This window comes from Burkholderia sp. AU38729, assembly GCF_020419725.1.
Taxonomy (GTDB): domain Bacteria; phylum Pseudomonadota; class Gammaproteobacteria; order Burkholderiales; family Burkholderiaceae; genus Burkholderia.
In genome coordinates this window covers 430,646-455,669 of record NZ_JAIZQO010000002.1, presented here as the reverse complement: position 1 = coordinate 455,669, position 25,024 = coordinate 430,646, and the positions used below count along the sequence as shown (strand labels likewise).

Sequence of the window (25,024 nt, the reverse complement as noted above, 5' to 3'; positions counted from 1 at the left end):
CGAAGTGCGGCAGCGCGGTATCTGGAGTAGCGCCGCGTCGTACGAATGACGTCCCGTGCGCAACGGCGCGTCTCCGCTGACCTACTCGCGGGGCTGCGGCCCCGCGTGGGCTACCCATTCGATGTCGGAAATCGAGCCGTTCGCGTCGTGCGACGCGACGAGAATGCGCGTCGTGCGCCGCGCGCCGCGCCGGCGGGCGCTTGCCAGCACGGTCGGCGGCACCGAGCGCACCTTCGCGCTGGCCGAGCGCCGCAGCATCTTCGACACGCGCAGCCGGTAGGCCAGCGGATGCACGACGCGCCCGGCGATCAGCCACATGACGATGGTGCCCGCGATGAGCGCGATGCTGGTCGCGTAGAACACCATCTGTTCGATCGGCATCTCGGCCGGATTGAACGGCAGCAGGTAGCGGTACGTGTAGATGCAGATCGATGCCCACACGGCGCCCACCAGCGCCGGCCGCAGGAGCCGGAACCAGATGGTCAGCACGGACCCGATGATGCGGCCGCGCTCGGCGATCAGTTCGCGCGGTGTGCGCAGGGAAAGGTCAATAATCGGTGCGTTCTTCATGTTGAATGCCTCGGTCGGGGCTGACCCATACGGCCCGCTTGCCGCGGCCCCGCAGCACGATGGCTGGCAGGGCGACGACGGTGGTGATCATGCTGATCAGCCAGAAGGCGACGGGATACCAGATGGTGTCCAGGAAATACATCAGGAGTTTTTCGTCGTAACGACGATCGATCATGCTGCCGATGATCAGTTGCAGGATGCAGGTGGCGACCAGCAGCATGCCGTGCCAGTGCGGCACGACCGATACGTGCCAGTCTTGCGGCAGCGGGTACACGACATTGATGAGCGCGAGCAGCAGGATGAACGTCATCGAGTACGCCCATGCGATGCCGATCAGGTACTCGGCGAACAGCGGCCACATCATCATCTGCGTCGGCCGCGCGAGCGTGCCCGCGTACTTCATCAGCACCTGGATGCCGCCCTTCGACCAGCGCAAGCGCTGCCGGTACAGGCCCTTCACCGTCTCGGGCATCAGGATCCAGCTCAGCGCGTGCGGCTCGTACACGACGCGCCAGTCGCGGCACTGCAGCTTCCAGCTGATGTCGATGTCCTCGGTCAGCATGTCCGAGCTCCAGTAGCCGACGTCGGCGAGCGCGGTCTTGCGGAACATCGTGATCACGCCGGATACCGTGAAGATGCGGCCGTACACCTGCTGCGTGCGCTTGATCAGCCCGACGATCGACGAGAATTCGCCGACCTGCATGCGGCCGAGCAGCGACGTGCGCGTGCGGATGCGCGGGTTGCCGGTCACGGCGCCGACGCCCGGATCGGTCAGGAAATGCTCGAGCATCCAGCCGATCGCGTCGTGCGCGAGCAGCGCATCGCCGTCGATGCAGAGCAGGTATTCCGCGTTCGACACGGCCGCCGCGGTCGTGAGCCCGACCGCCTTGCCTTCGTTGCGCGCGTGATGGATCACGAGCAACCGCGGGATCTCGACGGCCAGCTCGTTGAGGATCTCGCCGGTGCGATCCTGGCTGCCGTCGTTGACCGCGATGATGTCGTAGTTCGGATACTGCATCCGGTCCAGGTGGCTGATCACGCTGCGCGCGTTCGCGGCTTCGTTGAAGCAGGGCACGACGATCGAGATCTTCGGAATGCCGCTCGACGCGATCGTCCGCGTGGACAGCTCGCGGCCTTCCTCGAGCAGGAAGTAGTGCACGACGCCGCCGATCATCCACAGGTACGACATGAAGAACGGGTAGTAGAAGACGAAATCCTGCAGGCGCTGGATGATGCTGTGGGTGGTCATGGCGTCTTCGTCCCCTGCGTATGTTGTTGCATCAGCGCGTTGATCGAGGTCGGGTCGAGGCGGGACTTCAGCGACATCACGTCGCGCATCGCGTCGAGTTCCGGCTGTCCGTTCAGGAAGTTGTCCGGGTAGTAGCCGAAATTCACCGCGCCTTCGCTGCGCAGCCGCCGCATCTGCGCGAGCAGCGTGCTGGCCGGCACCGGCTTCTGGGCGTGCCAGTCGTACGACTGCAGTTCGAACACGGTGCGCTGCAGGCCGCGCTGCTTCGCGTGCACGGCTTTCACGAGCTGGTCCAGCCAGCCGTCGGGATCCTTCGCCTGCTCCATGTACGGCATCGCCATCAGCGCGACGTAGTCGTAGGTCGCGAGGAAATCGTCGTAGTTCTGCGCGTACCACGCTTCCGATTCGGGCTTGAGCACCGGCATCGCGAAGATGTTGCGCGCGGTCAGCACGTCGCCCACGTTCTGGTGGGCCAGCACGACCTGTTCCAGCTGCCTGGTCAGGTCGATCAGGTAGCGCGACTTCTGGCGGGTCCAGCGCTTCAGCAGGTCGGGGTTCTCGCGGATCTTGCCGACGTCGGCCGGCAGCCCCCACTGCGAATAGATGCGCAGCGCGTGCCGGCCCGCATCCTCGTAGTCGTCGAGCACCGCGTCGTCGCTGAACAGGATGCCGCTGAACGAGGCGTGCTTGCTGAGATCCTCGTAGACCTGCTGGATCATCAGCCGCGCATCCGGGTCGAACGGGCTCAGCCGGAACGTGCGCGTGCCGTTCTCGCGGGCCGGCGCGCCGCCGTAGGCGCTCACGGCCTCGAGCCCGCGCAGCTTGTCGGCCGGCGGCCGGAACGCGAGCACCGGCATCCAGGCATACACCTGCACGTTGGCGCGCGTGTTGAGCTGCCACGCGGCGCGCGAGAACAGGTCGGCGCGCATCGGCAGGTGCCGGTTCGGGAAATACACGGATTCGGCCACGCCCGTGCCTTTCGGGTCCGCATACGCCTGCAGGTACACCGATTTCGGCTGCATCCGGTAGATGCGTTCGATCAGCTTGCCGAGATTCGCTTCCTGCCGCGCGGGGTCCGGATCGTAGACCTGGTCGAGATCGACCTGCACGGTGCGCTCGGGCACGTCGACGTCGCCGCGGTTCGATGCCGGCTCGCGCATCGAGCGCTCGAACCCGCCGATGTCGACGTCGTACATCATCAGGATCCGCCGCAACCGATCCAGCGGCACGTCCGGCGTATTCGGGCCGGCATCGAGACTGAACTGGATGTCCATCCCGAGCGATGTCGAGATCTGGCGCACCGGCTGGTTTTCCGCGCCGTATGGCCACACCATCGACCGTGCGACGATGCCCGTGCGTTCGCGGATCTGCCGCACACAAGTCTGCAGGTCGTCGTGCACGCGTGCGTGGAATTCGGCGTCGGTTTCGTAGCGCTTCTGGTCTTGCAGGTAGAGATGCGACGTGGTCGCCGGCAATTCGTTGCCCTGCGGATTCGCGACCGCGCCGTGATGGAGATTGTGGGTGTGGCAACCGAGCTCGACGAACGGCGACTGGCCGAGCTTCTTCACCTCGTCCCACGACAGGAAATAGTCGCGCGGCACCTGAACCTTGTCGCTGATGCGGATCGGCGTATCCGGCGGGGTGTCGATCCACGCGGTGACGAGGCCCATCACCGCCGGATACTTGAAGCGCTCGAGCAGCGGCAGCACTTTCGTGTAGTGGCTGCGAAAGCCGTCGTCGAACGTGAGCAGCACCGAGCGCGGCGGCAGCGGCTTGCCGCCGTGCCGCGACTCCTCGATCTGCTTGACCGTGATGGTGTGGTAGTTGTTAGTCTGCAGCCACGAGAAGATGGCGGTCAGCGTGCCGGTATCGACCGCGAACGCGTCGACCATCGCCGTACCGGAGTTGAACGTCGCCATCAGGTTGTCACGCACGTCATGCATGCAGATCACGCGAAACGTCTTGCCGTCGGCCGGATCGGACGGCGGAAGCAGGTCGATCATCCTGGCATTGGTCACGCCCGGAAACAGCGAACAGGCGGCAAATGCGCCCATGCATCCGCACATGAAGGTCCGTCTGGATTGCAGCATGGCTCGATCTCCTTGCTAGAACGGCAGGTTGACCGACATGAAGCCGGTTTCGGAGCGTTCGCGCTGGCCGTCGTACGCGTGGCTGCTGACCTCCACGCCATAGCTCAGCGTGATGTCGTGCTTGAAGGTCCATGCGTGCTCGAGGCGCGCGCTCCACAGGGCGCTGGTGCCGAAGCCGCGCTCGTTGTACATGCCGCCGGACACCGAGACGCGCTGCTGCAGCCCCATGTCGCCCTTCTTCCACAGCGTCAGCTGGTGCATGACGGTGGCCGCGGCTGCGTAGTCGCGGCCCGGGCTGAAGTAGGGCGCGTTCGTGCGCGTGTTGCTGTCGGTGCCGAGATCCAGCGAGACGTTGACCTGCTGGGTGGCGGTCGTGTACACGCGCTGCGTGGCGGTCGCCGAGATCTCCTGGTGGAAGTTCGAATCGCTGTAGCGGCTCACGCCGTAGCTCAGCTTGACCTCGCGACGGTCGTTCTGGCGATACACCACCGACACGTTCGCCGAGCGGCCCCAGATGTGCGCGGCGTACGCCTTCCACGGCAGCGAGTTGTCGTTGGAATCGAGTCCGCCGCTGACGGTCCAGTAGTCGTTCAGCGCGTACGCGATCGATCCGCGGCCGCCCGTGCGTCCGTCCCCGCCGAGCGAGCGCGTGACTTCGCCCTGCACGGTAAGCGGCCCGTGCCGGTAGTCGCCGCCGATGCCCGTGCGCGTGCGGCTGACGCTGCCGCTGTCGGTTTGCGCATGGCCGTAGAACGTGTGCGCGAAGACCCGCCAGTTGTCGCCGAACGGTTGCGAATAGAGGTAGCTGTCCGACGTGAAGCTGTTGTCGGCGAGGGCGCTGTTGCCGTGCTCGAAGCTCAGGTCGGTCGTGAAGACCGGGCTGCGGTACGCGTTGTAGTCGCGCTTGAAGCCCCGCACGGCGCCGCTGTCGGGGAACGTGTTGTCCAGCGTCTGGTCGACGTACTTCGCGGTCGCGTAGTCGTCTGCCGTGAGCGATGCGCGACCGAGGCCCGCGAGCATCTCGACGCTGTCGGGGTGGTCGGTCAGCGACGCGCGATACATCGCGATCGCCTGGCGCGGATGCGCCTGGCCTGACACAGCGTCGGCGTGCGCGGCGCGAACCTCCGCGTTGAACGGCACCTCTTTCTCGAGCTCTTCGAGTGCGGCGATCCCTTCATCGGGGTGACCCGTGAAGATCAGGTATTGCGCACGCAGCCGGTAGTAGCGCAGATAGTCGCTTTCTCCCGGACCGACGTTGGTCACCTGCTTGGCCGGCGGCAGCGACGCGCCCATGTCGTCGAGCGCCTGCTTTGCGTCCGCCGCGCGTCCCTGGTCGATGTACGACCAGAACAGCCCTTCGCGCAGTTCGATCGGACGCGTGCGTTCGCCGTACTGGAAGCCGCGGGTCGCGCGATCCGTCGGCGACGCGGTCGCCTGCTTCAGCGCGCGCTGGTACACGGCATTCGCCTTGCCCGGTTCGCTCAGGTACAGGTAGGCGTCGCCCACGGCCGCCAGCGCGTCGATCGAGATTTCCGCGTTGGACGGAATCGTCTCGAACGTCGCGACGGCCTGCTTCATGTCGCCGCGCGCCGCAAGGGCGACCGTCCGGTCGCCCGCGAGCGCAGTCCTGACCGGCGTGTACTCGGGCGTGGCCGGCATCCGCTTGTCGAGATCGTCTGCCGCGCGCAGCGCGGTGTCGATCCCGTCGAAGCGGTCGGCGCTCGTCATCGAGCGCGACTTGTCGCGGCCGCCGCGCACCTGCTGGCGAATCGACAGTTCTTCCAGTTGCGCGATGTCGACGGCGGAGAACGCATCGGGGCGGGCCTTCGCTTCATCGAGCGCCTTGACCGCGCCGCCGCTCGCCGCGAGGCCGAACACGTCGTTGCGCACGGTCTCGACGTCGGCGGTACGCAGATTCGGTGCCTGGGCATTCGGCGTTTCGACGTCGGGCCCCTGCGATCGCTGGGTCGGCTCGCCGGGCAACTGGGCGCCGGGCGTCTGCGCGTTCGGCGCCGGGGACGACGGCGGCGGCGCGCCAGGCATCTGGGGAACGGGCGCGGGCGAGTTCGGCATCGGCGTGCCGGATACCTGCGCGGTTTGCGTCGGCGCAAGCGGCGGCGTGGCGGGTGCCGCTTGTTCGATCTTCGGCGGGGTGTCCGAAGGCGGCGCGAGCGGCGCCGGCGAAGGGGAGGCGGACGTGTCGGACCCCGTCGCGGCGGCGGGCGTCGGCGCTTCGGGCTGGCGGGCGTTCTCGGCCTGCGCAAGCAGCATCGGCGCTGTCGATGTCTGCGCGACCGGTGCCGGCGTATTCGCCGTATCCGGCGAACGCGCACCCGGCACCGCGGCGCTCGATGGCGGCGCCTCCGGTTCCACCACGACCGTGGTCGGCAGGGGCTGCTGCTGCGGGTTCGACGCCTGCGCGATCTGCATCGACGCATCCGAAGCCTGCGCGATCGGCGTCGGCGCATGTGGGGGCGGGGGGACCTCGGCCTGGGCAATCTGGATCGATACGACCGTCGGCTGCGCACCGCGCGGCACCGCATCCGGGGCACCGCGGGTCCCGGCGAATTCGTTGACGCGGCCGGCTTCCGGATCGCCGTCGGCGGAGAAGCAGGGGCCAGACGCGACGAGCAGCAACACCAGCGGCGCATGCAGGAGGAGCCGTCGGCTGGACGGAGCGACGGTGGTGCATTGTTGTTTCCGATTGTTGTCCACGAGGTGTCCTCCTTTTGACACGATCACATCGGTTGCCCGCCTGACGACGCACGTCGTCGCACGTCGCGCGGCCGGGCTGCGAGTGCCCGGCGATGCGGACCCGACTTACAGCCGGTTGCGGATCGCCTGACCGAGCAAGGCGCGCGATTCGCTGTTCTTGGGGTCGATCGCGAGCGCCCGGCTCGCGTTGTGTTCCACACAGTCCCATTCGTCGATCACCGCGCACGAGCGCGCCTTCGCCAGCGCACGCGCGCTTTCCAGCTCCGCGTGCGTGATGCTGGCCGTCTGCATGCGCAGGGTGTCGGTGCCATCCGGCCGGGGCTTGGGGGCGAAGTCCAGGCGCCTGCTCGCGCCGGCCAGCGCTTCGGCACGTTGCGCACGGTGCGCGGCGCCGTGCCGCGTGGCGGCGCGACCGTAGGCCGATGCCGCATGCGTACCGGCCGCGAGCGTCACGGGCGGCGCATGCGCCGACTGCCGCTGTTTCGCGACGGCTTGGGGGGCGGGCTGCCGCGCGGCTTTCGGTTCGACCGCGAGCGAGACGGGCGGCGCGGTGGATACCTCGGGCGCGGCCGAAGCCGACGCGACCTGCGACGGCGGCGCGGGCGGCGAGGCCGGCGTGCGTGTCGAGGCTGCCCCGGGCTCGGCCGAGGTTCCGGACGGTCCCGTTGCGGTTGCGTGCGAGGCAAGGGTCATGATCGCGTTGCGGGTTTTCCCGACGGCGGTGCCGATCGCGCCGGAGAGGTCGTGCGTCACGCTCGCATGGCCGACCGTCGTGTCCCGTTCGGCGTACGCGAAGATGCCGAAGATCGCGGCGAATGCGGCGACGCTGAGCGCCGCGTTCTTTCCGGGACCCCAGGAGGGTTTCGGCGGGTGGGCGGGCGAGCCGTCCTGTCGTTCTGCACGAGTCATTCATGTCTCCTCGATTCGATACGTTCTGGTGTAAGACGTGATTGGGGTGCGCTCAGGTGGCGGTCACCATTTCAACTGCGTGGTCAGCGCACCGGTTTCGACGATCGCGAACTGGGTCGCGCCCTGATAGGTTCCTTCGACCCGGTAGCTCGCATCGGGCACGCTGAACAGGCAACGCGACCCTGCCGCATTGAATTCGACGAGGACGCGGCCATGTCGCCGCAGGCGCACCTGGACGTTGGCGAGCGGCTGCCCTGTCTTGGCCGAAGCAAACGACACGCCCAGGTTGTACGGCCGGCCGTCGGGCGGCAGCGGGGCGGTACCGTCGATCCGCGCATCGCCGCAGATATACGAGATGACGTAGCGATCCGCACCCGGGGCGGATGCAGGGGCGGGTGCGGACGCGGGTGGCTGGGACGCGAGCGTCTGGGCCATCGCATTCATGCTGAGCGTGCAGAGGAAGACGCTCAGGAAAGGGCGAGCATGCTGTCGAAACGAGGAAGACATTGCAACCTCCCGTCCGGAATCAATGGCGAGCATTTATTCCGAGTCAGATTTGCCAGCGTTCTTTTTGCGACACGCTATTGATACACGATGGACTTTGAACCAACAACCGCGTGTGGCCTGAATGGAACGGCTTTAAATATCCTATTTAAATAGGATTGCGACGTATTCGTATGAATCTCTTAGCTATGAAGAAAGTCGATATTGCCGAATATGAATATTGCTATTCGGTAGCGATGATCGAGCACGCATTGAATCACGTCGGACGTATGGCCATTCGTGCCGAAAAATAACGACTGATAAAAGGAATTTTTGCGACTGTGTTCCAGGGGAATTGAAATCGATCCAGATACAAGTCGCGCGATATGAAATGCGGAGGAGGCGTTGTGGGTAGTTTAGATTGTTACAGGTAAATCGAAACTTTTAATTTGTTCTGTAACAGGGTATTGCTGTCCTGATAATCAGACGGAAAATACCGGCGTGCTATGTCGGACGTAAAAAGTTCATCGCCGGAATGCAAACGATTGCGATTCGTCTGATATCGATTACGCGTCCGGCGCGGTCATTTTTCAGGCTAAAGCGGGATCGTTGATTGCTACCGGCGAGCGGGGTGCGAATTCGGGCAGCGGCGCGACGCGAATGGATGCGCGCACCGGATTGCCGCCAACCGGACTGGTGTTCGCGTCGTCCGCGGGAGCGACGCGAACGCGACGATCAGCGGCTGCCGCCCGCGCTGCGCCGGGCGATCCGCATCGCCGGTGCGGCCGCGGGTTCGGCCGCGCCGGCTGCATCTTCGACCGCCGTGCGCGGCCGGTTCATGATGTAGGTCCACAGTTGCTCGGCCGCGAGCCCGCGCTTGCGGGCCGACCGGTACAGGCGGATTTCGAGCTCGGTGATCCAGTCGCCGGAACCCGCGCATACGAGCGTGCCTTCCGCGAGTTCCTTCGCGACGCAGCTTTCCGGCAGCCAGCCGATCCCGTGCCCGGCCACGACCATGCCCTTCAACGCCTCGGACATATGCGTCTCGAAGCAGCGGTGCAGCACGTACGGCTCGGTGGCATTCAGCAGCAGCATCTCGACGATGTTGCCGAGAAACGCACCCGACGAATACGCGAGCAGCGGCAGCGGTGCATCGGGGGTGCCCGGCAGCTGGAACACGGGCTTGCCGCGCGCATCGGGTGTCGACACGGGCAGGATCCGTTCGACGCCGAGGCTGACGAACGGGAAGTGGTTCGGGTCGAGCACGATCGGCAACTGCGGATGGTGGTAGCCGAGCAGCAGGTCGCATTCGCCTTCGACGAGCTGCTGCACGCCTTCCGGCACGTTCACCGCGTTGACGCGCGCGGTGACGTGGCCGACCTCGCCGTTGAGCTGCTTGAGCCATTCGGGAAACAGCGTGAAGACGAGCGTATGGGCCACCGCGAAACGCACGACCTGGTCGCTGGCCGCGAACTGGTCGTAGCCGTTCACGAGATTGCGCGCCGCATACATGCTGCGCAGGATGTCCGCGGCGAGCCCGCGGAACATCTGGCCGGCTGGCGTGAGCGTGATCGGGTTGATGCTCCGGTCCACCAGCTTCGCGTCCATCCAGGTTTCGAGTGCCGCTATTCGTCTGCTGAATGCCGATTGCGTGAGGTGCCGGTTACGCGCGGCCCGGGAAAAGCTCTTGGTATCCGCAAGGCTCAGGAAATCTTCCAGCCACTTTGCTTCCATTTCGATCTTCGCTTTTTATAGTCGGGCGCCTGAAAGGCGGCGGCACCGTGTGCTGCACGAACGTTCTAGCGTACCGCGCCTCGCGCCGCTCGACCCGATGTTTTTTTTCGATGGGTGTCAGTCGAAATATGCATGGGCGTTGTCGGCGGGATTACGGCTGCATAGCGTTGAGGTGCCGGACCCGGCTTAACCGGACAGTTCATCGCGTCGAACTGCCGGTGCGGCCGCAGACGGTACTTCCCCAGGGCCGGTTGCGCCGTGCGCGTGCCGGCCCGCCTTCCCATTCTTTCGTTCCGGTGGCCCGATGCCGGGGCGAGCCGTTTTTTGTGCAGTGCAGATTGCACATTCGTGACACGCGGGGGAACTATGTTCGAAAGACGCGGCGCAGCATGAACCGTGCGCGCCGGCGACGCACCGTCGTCGCCCGTCGCGTCGGACGCTGCACCGTGATGGTGCGCAATGCCGCGCGGGCGTGCCCGGCGCGGCGCAAAAACGGGGGGATATCGAGGGGATCGCGCAAGGCACGTTCCTTGCAAAGCATTCATTACGCCGGTCCGGCATGCGCAATGCCGGGGAAAACGATCGATGGAGAAAAGATCGATGAAGCCATTCGATGAAATGCTGCAATCCGGCGACATGGTAAGGGCGCCCTACGCGCGCCTGAAGCAGTGGCTCGACACGCAGAATCCCGCGAGCCTCGCCCAGAAGGCCTACGACGCGGAAGGCGTGTTCCGCAAGACGGGCATCACGTTCGCCGTCTACGGCGACGCGGAGGCCGCCGAGCGGCTGATTCCGTTCGACATCGTCCCGCGCATCATCTCGGGCGCCGAATGGAGCCGGCTGTCGCTCGGCATCGAGCAGCGCGTGATGGCGCTCAACGCGTTCCTCGACGACATCTACCACCGCCAGGAAATCGTGCGCGCGGGCATCGTGCCGAAGCACCTGATCGCGCACAACGAAGCGTTCATCCCGGAGATGATCGATTTCCGGCCGCCCGGAAACGTTTACACGCACATCATCGGCGTGGACATCGTGCGCACCGGCGAGAACGAATTCTACGTGCTGGAAGACAACGCGCGCACGCCGTCCGGCGTGTCGTACATGCTGGAAAACCGCGAGACGATGATGCAGCTCTTCCCGGAGCTGTTCCAGCAGGTGAAGGTGCGCCCGGTCGAGACCTATCCGCAGATGCTGCGCCAGTCGCTCGCGGCCGTGTGCCCGCCGGGCGGCAATGCCGACAACCCGACCGTCGCCGTGCTCACGCCCGGCATCCACAATTCCGCGTACTACGAACATTCGTTCCTCGCCGACCAGATGGGCGTGCATCTCGTCGAGGGCAGCGACCTGCAGGTGATCGACGGCCGCGTCGCGATGCGCACGACCGAAGGCTTCCAGCCGATCGACGTGCTGTACCGCCGCGTCGACGACGCGTTCCTCGATCCGCTCACGTTCCGCCCCGATTCGGTGCTCGGCGTCGCCGGGATCATGGACGTGTACCGCGCGGGCAACATCACGATCGCGAACGCGCCCGGCACCGGCATCGCCGACGACAAGGCGATCTACTCGTACATGCCGGAGATCGTCGAGTTCTACACGGGGCGCAAGGCGCTGCTGGAGAACGTGCCGACTTGGCGCTGCGGCGAAGCCGACAGCCTGAAATACGTGCTCGACCATCTCGACGAACTGGTCGTGAAGGAAGTGCACGGCTCGGGCGGCTACGGGATGCTGGTCGGGCCGTGCGCGTCGAAAGCCGAGCTCGAAGCGTTTGCCGCGAAGCTGCGCGCGCGCCCCGCGAACTACATCGCGCAGCCGACGCTCGCGCTGTCCACGACGCCGATCCTGACCGAAGCCGGCCTCGCGCCGCGCCACGTCGACCTGCGGCCGTTCGTGCTGGTGTCTGACCGGATCCGCATCACGCCGGGCGGGCTGACGCGCGTCGCGCTGAAGGAGGGATCGCTCGTCGTCAACTCGAGCCAGGGCGGCGGCACCAAGGACACCTGGGTGCTGGCCGACTGAGCCGGACGCGACCGCGCGCCCCGCGACCGGGGCGCCAACCGAACGAAGACGGAGTGGACACGAGATGCTTCTGGGACGTACTGCAAGCGGCCTCTACTGGATGTACCGCTATATCGAGCGCGCGGAGAACATCGCGCGCATCGTCGATGCCGGGCTGCGGATGGCGCTCACGCGCACGTCCGACGCGCCGGCCGAATGGTCGTCGGTGCTCGTCAGCTCGGGCACGGACGACGGCTACCGGCAGAAATACGACGCGTATGCGGCCGATACCGTGACCGACTACCTGCTGCGCGACCGCGACAACCCTTCCAGCGTGCTGTCGTGCATCGACGCCGCGCGCTCGAACGCGCGGATGGTGCGTACGGCGCTCACGCGCGAGGCCTGGGAGAGTGTGAACGGCGCGTGGCTCGCGTTGCGCCGCGCGCTCGCGCAGCCGGTGCCGGAGAGCGAACTGCCGGCCGTGCTCGACCAGGTGAAGCGCGAAACCGCGCTGATCCTCGGCAGCTTCTACAGCACGATGCTGCGCAACGAGATCTTCGATTTCGCGCAGATCGGCGCGTTCGTCGAGCGCGCCGACAACACCGCGCGGATCATCGACGTGAAATACCACCTGCTGCTGCCGTCGGTGTCGCACGTCGGCACGATCCTCGACAACTACCAGTGGGAGACGATCCTGCGCTGCGTCGCCGCGCACCGTTCGTACCGCTGGGTGTACGACGTGCAGTACAAGCCGATGAACATCGCCGACTACCTGATCCTGAACGGCCGCATGCCGCGTTCGCTGCGTTATTGCTACGGGCGCGTCGTGTCGAGCCTGAACCTGCTCGCAAAGGATTACGGTGTGACACACCCGTGTCACGACACGGCCACGAAGATCCTGCAAATGCTGTCCGACACCTCGGTCGAGCGGATCTTCAAGAGCGGCCTGCACGAGTTCCTGACCGACTTCATCGGCCGCAACAACAGCCTCGGGCTCGAAATCGCCCAGGCTTACAACTTCGACTGAGACTTGCCATGCGACTCGCCATCCGACACATCTCGCGTTATCAGTTCGACGATCAAGCCACCCATGCACTGCAACGGCTGCGGCTGCGCCCGCAGTCGGGCCCCGGGCAGACGGTGCGCGCGTGGCAGGTCACGATCGACGGCGTCGAGCCGTCGCTGTCCTATGCCGACGGGCTCGGCAACCGGATCGACCTCGTGCGGCACGACCGCGGCGCGAAGGCCGAGATCGTCGTCGTCGCGGCCGGCGTCGTCGAGACGCAGGACCGCGCGGGCATACTCGGTCATCCTGAAGGCTATGCGCCGCCGTGGATCTTCGAGCGCGAAACCGCACTGACGAAGGCGGGCGACACCGTGCGTGCGCTCGCGCAAGCGCTGCCGATCGCGCCGCACAGCCTCGACGCGCTGCACTGGCTGATGACGGAAGTGCACGACCGCATCGCGTATGCGCCGAACCTGGCCGCCGACGCCCCGGTCGACGCGGAAACCGCGCTGCAAAGCGGCGAGGGCACGAGCCGCGACCATGCGCATGCGTTCATCGCGGCCGCGCGCGTGCTGAAGATTCCCGCGCGCTATATCTCGGGTTACGTGCTGGCGGACAGCGCGATGCAGCGCATCGCCGACGCGAAGCAGAACGCGGGCGACGTCGAGGAGGAAGAAGCGCTCGCGCTGCAGAGCGGCGAGGGCATGCAGCAGGTGCTCGGTGCATCGCATGCCGCGCAGTCGCAGTCCCAGTCCCAGTCCCAGTCCCAGTCCCAGTCCCAGTCCCAGTCCCAGGGGATGCCGCAGCCGGCGCACGGCGCGCAGTCGCAGGCGGCCGGGCTGACGCAGCAGCCGTCCGGCCATGCGTGGGCCGAGGCGTATGTGGAAGGGCTCGGCTGGGTCGGGTTCGATCCGTTCATGAATCGCTGCCCGGACGAGCGCTACGTGCGCATCGCGGTCGGCCTCGACTATCGCGACGCGCAGCCGGTGACGGGGCTCGGCGCGACGGCCGTCGGTGTCGAGATCAGCGTCGTGCAGACGCCCGAGCTCGTCTGACCTCGCGCACGTTTTCGCCGAATCCGCCAGGCCGGGGTGCCGCGTCGCATCGAGCGCGACGCGGCGCGCGGCCGGCCCAACCCGAACCGAGCTCCCATGTCCATCCACGTCGCGCTGCATCACACCACCCGCTATCGCTACGACCGGCTCGTCAACCTCGGCCCGCAGGTCGTGCGCCTGCGGCCCGCGCCGCACTGCCGGACGCCGATCCTCGCGTATTCGATGACGGTCGAGCCCGCGCAGCACTTCATCAACTGGCAGCAGGACCCGTTCTCGAACTATCTCGCGCGGCTCGTGTTTCCGGAGCGTACCGAGCACTTCGAGATCACGATCGATCTCGTCGCCGAGATGTCGGTGTACAACCCGTTCGACTTCTTTCTCGAAGCCAGCGCGGAGCAATACCCGTTCAGCTATGACGACGCGCTGAAGACCGAACTCGCGCCGTATCTCGTGTGCGATCCGCGGACGAGCGCGTCGCCACTGTTCCGCGCGTATCTCGACGGCGTCGACCGCACGCCGGCCGGCACCGTGAACTTCCTCGTCGCGCTGAACCAGCAACTGCAGCACGACATCGGCTATCTCGTGCGGATGGAGCCGGGCGTGCAGACGCCCGAGCAGACGCTCGAACTGGCCTCGGGCTCGTGCCGCGACAGCGCATGGCTGCTCGTGCAGCTGTGCCGCCATCTCGGCATCGCCGCGCGGTTCGTGTCGGGCTACCTGATCCAGCTCACGCCCGACGTGAAGTCGCTCGACGGCCCGAGCGGCACGTCGGTCGACTTCACCGACCTGCACGCATGGTGCGAGGTGTACCTGCCGGGTGCCGGCTGGATCGGCTTCGACCCGACCTCCGGCCTGCTCGCCGGCGAAGGCCACATTCCGCTGGCCTGCACGCCGCAGCCGACCAGCGCCGCGCCGGTCGAGGGGCTGATCGACGAGTGCGAGGTGTCGTTCGAGCACGAGATGACCGTGACGCGCGTGTACGAATCGCCGCGCGTGACGAAGCCGTACACGGAATCGCAGTGGGACAGCGTGCTGGCGCTCGGCACGCAGGTCGACGGCGCGCTGGCGGCCGGCGACGTGCGGCTCACGCAGGGCGGCGAGCCGACCTTCGTGTCGATCGACGATCGCGACGGCGCCGAGTGGAACACCGACGCGCTCGGCCCGACCAAGCGCGGCTACGCGACCGAACTCGTGCAGCGGCTGCGCGCGGAATACGGCGACGGCGGCTTCCTGCATTTCGGGCAGGGCAAGTGGTATCCGGGCGAGCAACTACCGCGCTGGGCGCTGTCGATCTTCTGGCGCGCGGACGGCCAGCCCGTATGGCACGATCCGTCGCTGTTCGCCGACGAACGCGAGCCGTCCGCGTATACGACCGACGACGCGAAGCGCTTCATCGATGCGCTCGCCGCGCGGCTGAACCTGACCGGCGAATTCATCCGGCCCGGCTACGAGGACGTCTGGTACTACCTGTGGCGCGAGCGCCGGCTGCCGGTCAACGTCGACCCGTTCGACTCGCGTCTCGACGACGAGCTCGAACGCGCGCGGCTGCGCAAGGTGTTCGAGCAGCAGCTCGACAGCGTGGTCGGCTACGTGCTGCCGGTCAAGCGTGCGGAAAACGCGCCGGGTCTCGACGGCCCGCGCTGGCAGACGGGCCCGTGGTTCTTCCGCGACGAGCGGATGTACCTCATGCCCGGCGATTCGCCGATGGGCTATCGGCTGCCGCTCGATTCGCTGCCGTGGGCGAGCCGCGCCGACTATCCGTATCTCGTCGAGCGCGACCCGTTCGCGCCGCGTGACGCGCTGCCGGATGCCGCCGCGATCCGCGCGCGCTATGCGGGGCCGGCCGATGCGCCGCGCTACCTGTCCGGCGTGCATCGCGAGGCATCCGCGCAGACCGTGATGCAGTGGCGCGACGACGGCACGGCCGGCAACGGCCGGCCGGCCGCGCGCGACCCGGGTCGCCAGCCCGAGCGCTTCGAATCGGCCGCGTGGATCACGCGCACCGCGCTGTGCGTCGAAGTGCGCAACGGCATCCTGTACCTGTTCATGCCGCCGCTTGCCGCGCTCGAGGATTATCTCGAGCTGCTCGGCGCGATCGAGCTGACCGCGCACGCGCTGGGCGTGAAGCTCGTGCTGGAAGGCTATCCGCCGCCGCGCGACGCGCGGCTGAAGCTGCTGCAGGTGACGCCCGATCCCGGCGTGATCGAGGTGAACATCCATCCGGCCAGCAACTTCGACGAGCTCGTCGATCACACCGAATTCCTGTACGACGCCGCCTGGCAGTCGCGGCTGTGCAGCGAGAAGTTCATGGTCGACGGCCGCCACGTCGGCACGGGCGGCGGCAACCACTTCGTGCTCGGCGGCGCGACGCCGGCCGACAGCCCGTTCCTGCGCCGCCCGGACCTGCTCGCGAGCCTGATCGCGTACTGGCACAACCATCCGTCGCTGTCGTACCTGTTCTCCGGCCTCTTCATCGGGCCGACGAGCCAGGCGCCGCGCGTCGACGAGGCGCGCAACGACCAGCTCTACGAACTCGACATCGCGTTCGCGGAGATCCAGCGCAACAAGCTGCTGTTCGGGCAGGACATGCCGCCGTGGCTCGTCGACCGCGTGCTGCGCAACCTGCTGATCGACGTGACCGGCAACACGCACCGCAGCGAGTTCTGCATCGACAAGCTGTATTCGCCGGATTCGTCGACCGGCCGGCTCGGCCTGCTCGAACTGCGCGCGTTCGAGATGCCGCCGCATGCGCGGATGAGCATCGTGCAGCAATTGCTGCTGCGTGCGCTGGTCGCGCGTTTCTGGGCTGCGCCGTACACGACGCCGCTCACGCGCTGGGGCACCGCGCTGCATGACCGCTTCATGTTGCCCGCGTTTCTTCAGATGGATTTCGACGACGTGCTGACCGAACTGCGCGACGCCGGCTTCGCGTTCGATCCGGCATGGTTTGCGCCGCACTTCGAATTCCGCTTCCCGCTGTTCGGCCAGATCGCGGTGAACGGCATGGAGCTGTCGCTGCGCGGCGCGCTGGAGCCGTGGCACGTGATGGGCGAGGAGGGCGCACCCGGCGGCACGGTGCGCTACGTCGATTCGTCGGTCGAACGGCTCGAAGTGCGCGTGACGGGGCTGAACGACAACCGGCACGTCGTGACGGTCAACGGCCGCGCGCTGCCGCTGCAGCCGACCGGCACCGTCGGCGAATACGTCGCCGGCGTGCGCTACAAGGCGTGGTCGCCGCCGTCCGCGCTGCATCCGACCCTCGGCGTGCACGCGCCGCTCACGTTCGACATCGTCGATACGTGGCTGCAGCGCTCGCTCGGCGGTTGCCGCTACCACGTCGCGCATCCGGGCGGGCGCAACTACGCGACGTTCCCGGTCAATGCGTACGAGGCCGAGAGCCGCCGGCTCGCGCGCTTCGTCGAGATGGGGCATACGCCGGGGCGGATGGATGTCGCGGCTGCTGCGCCGAGCCGCGAATTCCCGTTCACGCTCGACCTGCGGCGGCCGTGACCGGACGATGACGACGCGGATGACGATGCGCGGTTCGCGATACCCGGCGGTTTCGGTCGCTGGCGGCCCCGCCGGAATGCTAGGATGCGGGCAGATTGCGGCCGCGCGCCGCAGCCCGCTGCCCGGGTGGCGGCGCGCGTGCGCGGCCGCGCCCTGACGACGGAACGACATCGTGCCGCCCATTGACACCGATCATCTCGCCGCCCTCGACGCGATGCCCACGCTTTTCGATACCGGCGCGCAGCCGGATGCCGCGGAACTGGCCGCCGCGCTCGCGGCGCCGGCTGCTGCCGGCCGCTACGACGAACTGCGCGGTAGCGCGGCCGGCCTGAACGCGCCCGCGCTTGCGCCCGCGTGGCGCAGTTTCTTCACGTCGATCGGCAGCGACGGCGTGGCCGACCTCGATCGCCGCGCCGACGCACTGCACCGGCGCATGCGCGAGAACGGCCTGTTCTATCAACTGCACGAGCAGCGCGCGGGCGACGGCGCGGCCGGCCCGTGGTCGCTCGACCTGCTGCCGCTGATCGTCACGCCCGAGGACTGGGTCGCGATCGAGCGCGGCGTGCTGCAGCGCGTGCGGCTGCTGAATGCGACGCTGGCCGACCTCTACGGGCCGCAGACGATCCTCGAGCGCGGGATGTTGCCGCCCGCGCTCGTCACCGGGCATCCCGGCTACCTGCGCGCGATGCGCGGCGCGCGCGTGCCGGGCGATACCTGGCTGCACGTCGTCGCGTTCGACCTTGCGCGCGGCCCGGACGGGCAATGGCGGATCGTCGCGCAGCACACGCAGGGCGCGGCCGGCCTCGGCTACCTGCTCGAAAACCGGCTGATCGTGTCGCGGCTCTTTCCGCGCGGGTTTCGCGGGCTGCGCGTGCAGCGGCTCGCGTCCGCGTATCGCGCGCTGCTGCAGAGCATGCAGGCGCTCAGCCCGACCCGAAAGAATTCGCGGATCGTGCTGCTCACACCGGGCCCGCACAGCGCGACCTATTTCGAGCACGCGTATCTCGCGCGCTACCTCGGCCTCACGCTCGTCGAAGGCGGCGACCTGACCGCGCGCGACAACCGCGTGTTCCTGAAGACGCTGAGCGGGCTCGAGCCGGTGCACGGCATCCTGCGGCGCGTCGACGATGCATGGCTCGATCCGCTCGAACTGCGAACCGATTCGATGCTCGGCGTGCCGGGGTTGCTGCAGGCGGTGCGCGCGGGCAACGTGCTGCTCGCGAACGCGCCGGGTTCGGGCTTCCTCGAATCGCCGGCGATGCTCGGCTTCATGCCGCGCCTGGCGGAAGGGCTGCTCGGCGAAACGCTGACGCTGCCGGCCGTGCATTCATGGTGGTGCGGCGAGGCCGCCGCGTGCGACGACGCGCTGCCGCAGCTCGCGCGCGGCATCGTCAAGGCATCCTATCCACCCGACGTGCAGGAAGGCGGCGCATTCGAGCCGGTGATCGGCGCGCGGCTCACGCAGGCGCAACTGGCCGAGTGGCGCGCGCGGATTCTCGCGCGGCCCGAGCACTACACGGTGCAGGCCGACCTGCCGCTGTCGCAGGCGCCGACCTGGCCGGGCCACGACGCACCCGACAGCAACGGCGGTGCACGCATCGTGCCGAAGCCGGTGCTGCTGCGCGTGTTTGCACTCGCCGACGGCGCGCAGCGCTGGCGGCTCCTGCCCGGCGGGCTGTCGCGGGTCGGCACGCGCGACACGCTGTTCAACGCGCCGATGCCGCGCGGCGGCAGCACCGTCGATACGTGGGTGATGACCGAAGGCATCGTCGATTCGACGACGCTGCTCCAGACGCACCTCGGCCCCGACGATCTCGTCGAACGCCCGCGCGCGATCGCGAGCCGTGCGGCCGAGAACCTGTTCTGGCTCGGCCGTTACACCGAGCGTGCGACCAACCTGATGCGCCTCGCGCGTGCCGCGCTCGAACGGCTGCGCGGCGAAGACGACGTCGACAGCCCCGCGCACCTGGAACTGCTCGACACGCTGTGCCGCGACACGGGCCTGATCGCGGCCGACGCGCCGAACGCCGTCGATGCGCCGCGTGCGTTCCAGCACACGCTCGCGACGTCGCTGACGCGCGGCGCGGATCGCACGTCGGGCATTGCGTCGTGCCTGTTCGGGATGCGGGGCGCGGCCGCCGCGATCCGCGAGCGACTGTCGAGCGATCAGTGGCGGCTGATCGACGACGCGACCCAGCTGTTCGCGGACAGCGCCGGCCAGCCGGAAGCCGAGGAGCAGATCGGCAACGAGGCGCTGCAGTTGCTGGAGCGCCTCGGCCTGCTGCTCGGCGCGATCACGGGCGCGCAGACCGACAACATGACGCGCGACGACGGCTGGCGATTGCTGTCGATCGGCCGGCAGATCGACCGGCTGGACTTCCTGTGCAGCGTGCTGAAGGCGGCCTTCGACGAAGGCGCGGTGCACCGGCAGGACGGCTTCGAACTCGTGCTGGAGCTGTTCGACAGCACGATCACGTTCCGTTCGCGGTTCCAGCGCGGCTTCGACGTCGCGCCGCTGCTGTCGCTCGTCGTGCTCGATACCGACAATCCGCGCTCGCTCGGCTGGGTCGTGCAGGCGCTGCGCGGCCGGCTGACGAAGGTCGAGCGCAGCGAAGGTTATGCGCTGTCCGAGCTGGCCGAGACGATTCCCGACGTCCCCGCGTGGTCGCTGCACGAGCTGTGCGAGACCGCCGACGGCGGCCGGCACGACAAGCTGCTCGAGGCGCTCGACACGACGGTGAAGGCAGTATGGGAACTGTCGAACCGGATCGGCGAGCGCTATTTCAGCCACGTGCGCGAGGCGGGCAGGACGTTATGGTGACGACGAAGGGCGCGGCGAAAGCGCCGCACGGTTCCGGCACGGCGCGGAACGCATCGGCACCGCCATCGGCGCCGGCCGCAAAGGCCGACGTTGCGCCCGGCCGGTTGCTGCGCGTCACGCACGACACCGAATACCGTTACGCGGCGCGCGTCGAATCGGCGCAGCACCAGGCACGCCTGCAGCCGCTCGTCACGCCGCGCCAGCAGGTGCTGTCGTTCGCGCTCGACATCGACCCCGCGCCGGAATCGGTCGGGACCGAGATCGACGCATTCGGCAACGCGCGCGCGTCATTTGCGTTGAACCAGCCGCACGATGCGCTGCTCGTGCGCAGCCGCAGCACGGTACGCGTGACGCCGCCGGTGTGGTCGCGCGGGGCGCGCGGCGAGCCGCCGCCCGCCATCGCGAAACCCGATGCGAAACAGGCGATGGCGTGGGAAGCGGTGCGCGACCGCTTGCGGTTCCGCGCGGGGCAGCCCTACGACGCGGCGAGCGAATTCGTGTTCACGTCGCCGCATGTCATGTGCGATCCCGAACTCGCCGCGTATGCGGCCGCGAGCTTCACGCCGCAACGGCCGCTCGTGCAGGCCGCGTGGGAGCTGATGCGGCGCGTGCATGCCGATTTTGCGTATACGCCGAACAGCACCGACATCACGACGTCGGCGCTCGACGCGCTGCGCTTGCGCAAGGGCGTGTGCCAGGATTTCGCGCACGTGATGATCGGCGCGCTGCGCTCGCTCGGCCTGGCCGCGCGTTACGTGAGCGGCTACCTGCTCACGCAGCCGCCGCCCGGGCAGCCGAGGCTGATCGGCGCCGACGCGTCGCATGCATGGGTCGAGGTGTACGACCCGGCATGGCCCGAGGACAACGGCTGGCTGCAGCTCGATCCGACCAACGATCGTGCGCCGGGCGACGACTACGTGATGCTGTCGATCGGCCGAGACTATGCGGACGTGACGCCGCTGCGCGGCGTGATCCGCGGCGGCGGCGCGGATCAGGAGCTGAAGGTCGGCGTGACGGTGGAGCCGCTCGACGCGCCCTGACGTGTGCCGCATGCCGTGTGCCCGCGCGAATGCCGTTTAAGTCTTCGTTAATACTGCGCGCCTAGCATGGTCATGCCGGCGAGCGGATCGGACTCGATCCGGGGCACCGGCGGCACGCGCGGGTGCGTCGACGTCACGGCGCCGCACCGTCGCGCATCGCCATTCCCTTGCAACGGCGGCGGATCATGATCAAGAACTTCGACTACACGCTCGGCAGCGACACGATTGCGCTCTGCGCGAGCTTCGGCGCGGGGCCGGCGTGGCGCCGCGTGCTCGTGAGCCGGGCGGATTCGATGGAGACGCTGGTGGTGCTCGACGCGCGCGGCCTGTCGGGCTTGCTGAAGGTGGCGACCGAAGCGCCGGAAGGATTGCTCGACGATGCGATCCGTAAGGTCGGCGACGAACAGCTCGTCGAGCGGGCGATCAGCGGCAGGGCGATCGTCGAAGCGGCGCTTTGACAGGGCGGTGCGTGAGCGTGCCGGCAGGCACGGCCGCACGCACCGCGTTGCATCACGTTGATTGCGCTTACGCGGCGAACCGGTCCGTCGCCGCGACCAGCGCTTCCAGAATCCCCGGCTCGTTGTACGCATGCCCCGCGCCGGGCACGATCTCGAACGTCGCATCGGGCCACGCTTTCGACAACTCCCATGCGGTGCGCGCGGGTGTCGCGACGTCATAGCGACCCTGCACGATCACGCCCGGGATGCCCGCGAGGCGATGCGCGTCACGCAGCAACTGGCCTTCCTCGACGAAGCCCTGGTTCACGAAGTAGTGGTTCTCGATCCGAGCGAACGCGAGCGCGTAGTGACCGTCCGCGAAGTGCGCGGCGAGTTTGGGGTCGGGCAGCAGCGCGATCGTGCGGCCTTCCCAGATGCTCCATGCACGCGCGGCTTCGAGCTTCGCGACTTCGTCGGTGCCGGTCAGCCGGCGATGGTAGGCGGCCATCAGGTCGCCGCGCTCGGCTTCCGGAATCGGCGCAACGAAGTCTTCCCACAGGTCGGGGAACAGCCACGACGCGCCTTCCTGGTAGTACCACAGCAATTCCGCGCGACGCATCGTGAAGATGCCGCGCACGACCAGTGCGCTCACGCGCTCGGGATGCGTTTCCGCGTACGCGATCGACAACGCGCTGCCCCACGAGCCGCCGAACACGAGCCACTTGTCCGCGCCGACCATCTCGCGCAGGCGCTCGATATCGGCGACCAGATCCCACGTCGTGTTGTTCTCGAGGCTGGCATGCGGTGTCGAGCGCCCGCAGCCGCGCTGGTCGAACAGCAGGATGTTGTAGCGCTCCGGATCGAACAGGCGGCGATGGTCGGGGCTGCAGCCGGCGCCGGGGCCGCCGTGCAGGAACACGGCGGGCTTGCCGGCCGGGTTGCCGCAGCGTTCCCAGTAGATGCGATGGCCGTCTCCGGTGTCGAGGTGGCCGTGGGCGTAGGGTTCGATCGGTGGGTACACAGGCAGGCTCCGGGTAAGGGGCGGCAGGAAGTGGACGACGCGCGGGCCGGTGTGCGGGCGGGGGCTACCGATATTGCGCCGCCGCAAAAATCGTTGTGTCGGCATCGACCCGGCCGCCGCCGGACAAGGCTTGTCATTATGCCCATTCGCCGCCCCGGGCGTCGGCTCGTGGTGGTGTGCTTGCCTGCCGGTGCCGGCCTGGGGATTTTTGAAGCAATTTCATTCCGATATTTTTCATACAAAATCCCGGCGGCATATCGGCGTGCCGAAGCGGGGGCGCCGGCGTGCTGCCCATCCACCGTGCCAACGGAAACCAGCCGATGAACCATCGCGTCACGCAGTTGACCGGGTTGCGCGCCGTCGCGGTCGCGATGGTGGTGGTCGGACACGCCGAGCACGTGCTGCCCGGCGGCTACACGGGCTGGTACGCGCCGTTGCGGCTGATCGCCGACGGCCGGCTTGGCGTGCTGATCTTCTTCGTCCTCAGCGGTTTCCTGATCACCAACGTGCTGCGCGCCGAGTTCGCGCGCACGGGTGGCATCGCGTTGACGTCGTTCTACGTGCGCCGCGCGCTGCGGATCTGGCCGGCGTGCTATGTCTATCTCGCGGCGGTGGCGATCGTGGCCTTCACCGGCTGGTTCGACGTCGATCGACGGCAGTGGCTGTATGCGGCGCTGCACCTGTGGAATTACTCGGCGTGGTTCGGGCTGACCGGCGACAACGCGCTGCATCCGGACGGCGCGTGGTATCTCGGCCATTTCTGGTCGCTCGCGCTCGAGGAACAGTTCTACTGGTTCTGGCCGCTGCTGTTCGTGTATGGGATGCGGCGTGGCGGCACGCGCTGGCTGGCTGCGTTGATCCTGGTCGTGCCGCTGGTGCGCGCCGTGACATATTTCATTGCGCCTGCGCTGCGCGGGCAGCTCGGGATGATGCTGCACACCGGCGTCGATCCGATCCTGATCGGCTGTTATGTGTCGCTCAATCGCGAGCGGCTTGAGGCCTGGATTCGTACGTGGCGCAACGAGACGCGCATCGTGACCGCGATCATCGTCATCGTACTGATCGGCATGCCGCTCGCCGAACATCGGCTCGGCGGGTTCTGGAATGCGACCTATGGCGTGACGGTCGAAGCCGCGCTGATCGCGATCGTGATCGTCGTGTTGAATTTCCGGAGCGAGTTCTGGTGTGCGCGGTGGTTGCGTGCGCGGCCGGTCGTGTTCGTCGGCACGATCTCGTTCAGTCTTTATCTGTGGCAGCAGCCGTTCGCGAATCCGGATCTGCAGGTTCCGCATGCGTTTCCGCTTGGGATCGTGTGGGCGCTGATGGCCGCGACTGCCAGCTATTTCCTCGTCGAGAAACCGTTCCTGCGGTTGAAGGATCGCTATTCGGCGCGCGAGGCGCGACGCGTTCGGGACGACGCGCTGCGGATGCCGACGTCGGGCGAGGCGATCGGAGCGAAGGTGGCGGAGTAGGCGGGCGGGGCGGCGTTACTGCGGCCCCGCTTACCGTCATTTGAATCGCTTCTTCGAGGCAGGCGAATACCAGAAGTCCCGGTACATATCGCTCCCGTATGATTTGCCGTCGTATTTGACGATCGTGCGCACGGTGCGTTTTCCCGCGTCCGGTTGTTTGTCGTCGTTGCTTTCCGCGTTCATGACGTGTGCCGTAATCGACAGGTCCGCAAAGCCGTTGTGCGACGTCTTCTCGACCGCAATCGTCATGCGGGCGGACTCGCTGCGCAGGTCGCTGGTATCGGGGCCGCACGCGGTGCCTGTGGTGGCGACCCAGCCATTGAGATTGGTACCAAACACGGGGCGGATGCGAGCGCCTTCGCGAATCCACAGTGTCAGTTCGTTCTCCATGTAGGCATCCGGGCAGCTCGGTCCGTGCGCGGTGCTGCTGAACACGACGCCGAATGCCCGTACATCCGGCGACAGTCGGTACGGCGCCGTATCGATGCGATAACTGTTCTCGCCGATCTGTATCGCCGCGTCCTCCTGGATCACCGAACGCTCGGCCGCCACGACCTTGCCACCTTCGACGAGGGCGACGACCTGCAGCTTGCTGCTTTCGTCCGGGTTCTTGCTTTTGGGAAGCGAATCGAACGCAACGGCCGCGATCGTCGTTTCGGGTGCATTCGGCATGACCTTGCACGCCGACACGACGACGAGCCGGTTCGTGTCGCGCGTTGCGATGCGTGCGCTTGCGATGCCGGCCCAGCGGGCGATGGCCGTGATGGTTTCGTCGTTGCAGGACTGGCTATCGCCAGCATGAGCGAACGGTGCCGCGGCGAGCGCCAGCAGCGGAACAAAACGAGCGATTCTCGGGGTCATGAGGGAGGTTTTTTACGGATTGACGTGGAAATCGCTCAACGGGCGGAAACGAACGT

Annotated in this window: 17 protein-coding genes; 8 read left to right on the top strand and 9 right to left on the bottom strand. The window is 67.4% G+C overall.

The genetic code is table 11. The features are described from left to right. Window positions 1-81: 81 nt before the first annotated feature. From LGM56_RS07055 to LGM56_RS07025, 7 genes are all read right to left on the bottom strand, one after another. Window positions 82-570 (bottom strand): Biofilm PGA synthesis auxiliary protein PgaD, encoded by a 489-nt coding sequence (locus tag LGM56_RS07055; RefSeq protein WP_089497221.1) that lies wholly within the window; start codon window positions 568-570, stop codon window positions 82-84. Further along, window positions 548-1,819, bottom strand: coding sequence for a poly-beta-1,6-N-acetyl-D-glucosamine synthase (pgaC, locus tag LGM56_RS07050; RefSeq protein ID WP_226203766.1), 1,272 nt, complete (start codon window positions 1,817-1,819; stop codon window positions 548-550). The genes LGM56_RS07055 and pgaC overlap by 23 nt, the downstream gene beginning before the upstream one ends. Beyond that, complete coding sequence (gene pgaB, locus LGM56_RS07045; RefSeq protein WP_226204220.1) at window positions 1,816-3,906, bottom strand: poly-beta-1,6-N-acetyl-D-glucosamine N-deacetylase PgaB; 2,091 nt, start codon at window positions 3,904-3,906, stop codon at window positions 1,816-1,818. The genes pgaC and pgaB overlap by 4 nt, the downstream gene beginning before the upstream one ends. Before the next feature lie 18 nt (window positions 3,907-3,924). After that, on the bottom strand, window positions 3,925-6,624 hold the full coding sequence (gene pgaA / locus LGM56_RS07040; RefSeq protein WP_226203764.1) for a poly-beta-1,6 N-acetyl-D-glucosamine export porin PgaA: 2,700 nt from the start codon (window positions 6,622-6,624) through the stop codon (window positions 3,925-3,927). A 105-nt stretch (window positions 6,625-6,729) separates the two neighbouring features. Next, a complete protein-coding gene (locus LGM56_RS07035; protein WP_226203762.1) occupies window positions 6,730-7,533 on the bottom strand; it encodes a hypothetical protein in 804 nt (267 codons plus the stop codon). Window positions 7,534-7,596: 63 nt separating this feature from the next. Continuing rightward, window positions 7,597-8,040, bottom strand: coding sequence for a hypothetical protein (locus LGM56_RS07030; protein WP_089497217.1), 444 nt, complete (start codon window positions 8,038-8,040; stop codon window positions 7,597-7,599). A 711-nt stretch (window positions 8,041-8,751) separates the two neighbouring features. Then, complete coding sequence (locus LGM56_RS07025; RefSeq protein WP_089497216.1) at window positions 8,752-9,750, bottom strand: LysR substrate-binding domain-containing protein; 999 nt, start codon at window positions 9,748-9,750, stop codon at window positions 8,752-8,754. A 600-nt stretch (window positions 9,751-10,350) separates the two neighbouring features. Between LGM56_RS07025 and LGM56_RS07020 the strand changes: the two genes are divergently transcribed. From LGM56_RS07020 to LGM56_RS06990, 7 genes are all read left to right on the top strand, one after another. Then, a complete protein-coding gene (locus LGM56_RS07020; protein WP_046547558.1) occupies window positions 10,351-11,766 on the top strand; it encodes a circularly permuted type 2 ATP-grasp protein in 1,416 nt (471 codons plus the stop codon). Between the two features lie 64 nt (window positions 11,767-11,830). Next, window positions 11,831-12,772, top strand: a complete 942-nt coding sequence (locus LGM56_RS07015; protein ID WP_089427755.1) for an alpha-E domain-containing protein — start codon at window positions 11,831-11,833, stop codon at window positions 12,770-12,772. 8 nt (window positions 12,773-12,780) lie between these two features. Further along, window positions 12,781-13,806: a transglutaminase family protein gene (locus tag LGM56_RS07010; RefSeq protein WP_226203760.1), complete on the top strand. Its 1,026-nt coding sequence runs from the start codon at window positions 12,781-12,783 to the stop codon at window positions 13,804-13,806. A gap of 96 nt (window positions 13,807-13,902) precedes the next feature. After that, entirely contained in the window at window positions 13,903-17,316 is a 3,414-nt protein-coding gene (locus LGM56_RS07005; protein WP_226203758.1) for a DUF2126 domain-containing protein, read from the top strand. A 214-nt stretch (window positions 17,317-17,530) separates the two neighbouring features. Continuing rightward, window positions 17,531-20,137, top strand: a complete 2,607-nt coding sequence (locus LGM56_RS07000; RefSeq protein ID WP_226204218.1) for a circularly permuted type 2 ATP-grasp protein — start codon at window positions 17,531-17,533, stop codon at window positions 20,135-20,137. Beyond that, window positions 20,131-21,177: a transglutaminase family protein gene (locus LGM56_RS06995; protein WP_226203756.1), complete on the top strand. Its 1,047-nt coding sequence runs from the start codon at window positions 20,131-20,133 to the stop codon at window positions 21,175-21,177. The genes LGM56_RS07000 and LGM56_RS06995 overlap by 7 nt, the downstream gene beginning before the upstream one ends. 185 nt (window positions 21,178-21,362) lie before the next feature. Beyond that, window positions 21,363-21,635 carry a hypothetical protein gene (locus tag LGM56_RS06990; protein ID WP_226203754.1) on the top strand — a complete coding sequence of 91 codons (273 nt, stop codon included), beginning with the start codon at window positions 21,363-21,365 and terminating at the stop codon, window positions 21,633-21,635. A gap of 67 nt (window positions 21,636-21,702) precedes the next feature. Here LGM56_RS06990 and pip read toward each other — a convergent pair whose 3' ends face one another. Beyond that, window positions 21,703-22,635, bottom strand: coding sequence for a prolyl aminopeptidase (gene pip, locus LGM56_RS06985; RefSeq protein WP_226203752.1), 933 nt, complete (start codon window positions 22,633-22,635; stop codon window positions 21,703-21,705). Window positions 22,636-22,955: 320 nt separating this feature from the next. On the opposite strand from pip, the gene LGM56_RS06980 reads away from it, so the two are divergent. Continuing rightward, the gene (locus tag LGM56_RS06980) at window positions 22,956-24,107 is read left to right on the top strand and encodes an acyltransferase family protein (RefSeq protein ID WP_226203750.1); all 1,152 of its coding nucleotides are present in this window, start codon (window positions 22,956-22,958) and stop codon (window positions 24,105-24,107) included. Between the two features lie 36 nt (window positions 24,108-24,143). Here LGM56_RS06980 and LGM56_RS06975 read toward each other — a convergent pair whose 3' ends face one another. Next, window positions 24,144-24,968, bottom strand: coding sequence for a multidrug ABC transporter ATPase (locus LGM56_RS06975; protein WP_226203748.1), 825 nt, complete (start codon window positions 24,966-24,968; stop codon window positions 24,144-24,146). Window positions 24,969-25,024 lie beyond the last annotated feature (56 nt).

What these genes read in the sequence shown, in the direction of transcription:
- LGM56_RS07035 (WP_226203762.1), bottom strand. Translation starts at nt 7,533, where the DNA reads ATGACTCGTGCAGAACGACAGGACGGCTCGCCCGCCCACCCGCCGAAA.
- LGM56_RS07030 (WP_089497217.1), bottom strand. Translation starts at nt 8,040, where the DNA reads ATGTCTTCCTCGTTTCGACAGCATGCTCGCCCTTTCCTGAGCGTCTTC.
- pgaC (WP_226203766.1), bottom strand. Translation starts at nt 1,819, where the DNA reads ATGACCACCCACAGCATCATCCAGCGCCTGCAGGATTTCGTCTTCTAC.
- LGM56_RS07020 (WP_046547558.1), top strand. Translation starts at nt 10,351, where the DNA reads ATGAAGCCATTCGATGAAATGCTGCAATCCGGCGACATGGTAAGGGCG.
- LGM56_RS07015 (WP_089427755.1), top strand. Translation starts at nt 11,831, where the DNA reads ATGCTTCTGGGACGTACTGCAAGCGGCCTCTACTGGATGTACCGCTAT.
- LGM56_RS07055 (WP_089497221.1), bottom strand. Translation starts at nt 570, where the DNA reads ATGAAGAACGCACCGATTATTGACCTTTCCCTGCGCACACCGCGCGAA.
- LGM56_RS06990 (WP_226203754.1), top strand. Translation starts at nt 21,363, where the DNA reads ATGATCAAGAACTTCGACTACACGCTCGGCAGCGACACGATTGCGCTC.
- LGM56_RS07010 (WP_226203760.1), top strand. Translation starts at nt 12,781, where the DNA reads ATGCGACTCGCCATCCGACACATCTCGCGTTATCAGTTCGACGATCAA.
- LGM56_RS07000 (WP_226204218.1), top strand. Translation starts at nt 17,531, where the DNA reads ATGCCCACGCTTTTCGATACCGGCGCGCAGCCGGATGCCGCGGAACTG.
- LGM56_RS07025 (WP_089497216.1), bottom strand. Translation starts at nt 9,750, where the DNA reads ATGGAAGCAAAGTGGCTGGAAGATTTCCTGAGCCTTGCGGATACCAAG.
- LGM56_RS06995 (WP_226203756.1), top strand. Translation starts at nt 20,131, where the DNA reads ATGGTGACGACGAAGGGCGCGGCGAAAGCGCCGCACGGTTCCGGCACG.
- LGM56_RS06980 (WP_226203750.1), top strand. Translation starts at nt 22,956, where the DNA reads ATGAACCATCGCGTCACGCAGTTGACCGGGTTGCGCGCCGTCGCGGTC.
- LGM56_RS07005 (WP_226203758.1), top strand. Translation starts at nt 13,903, where the DNA reads ATGTCCATCCACGTCGCGCTGCATCACACCACCCGCTATCGCTACGAC.
- LGM56_RS06975 (WP_226203748.1), bottom strand. Translation starts at nt 24,968, where the DNA reads ATGACCCCGAGAATCGCTCGTTTTGTTCCGCTGCTGGCGCTCGCCGCG.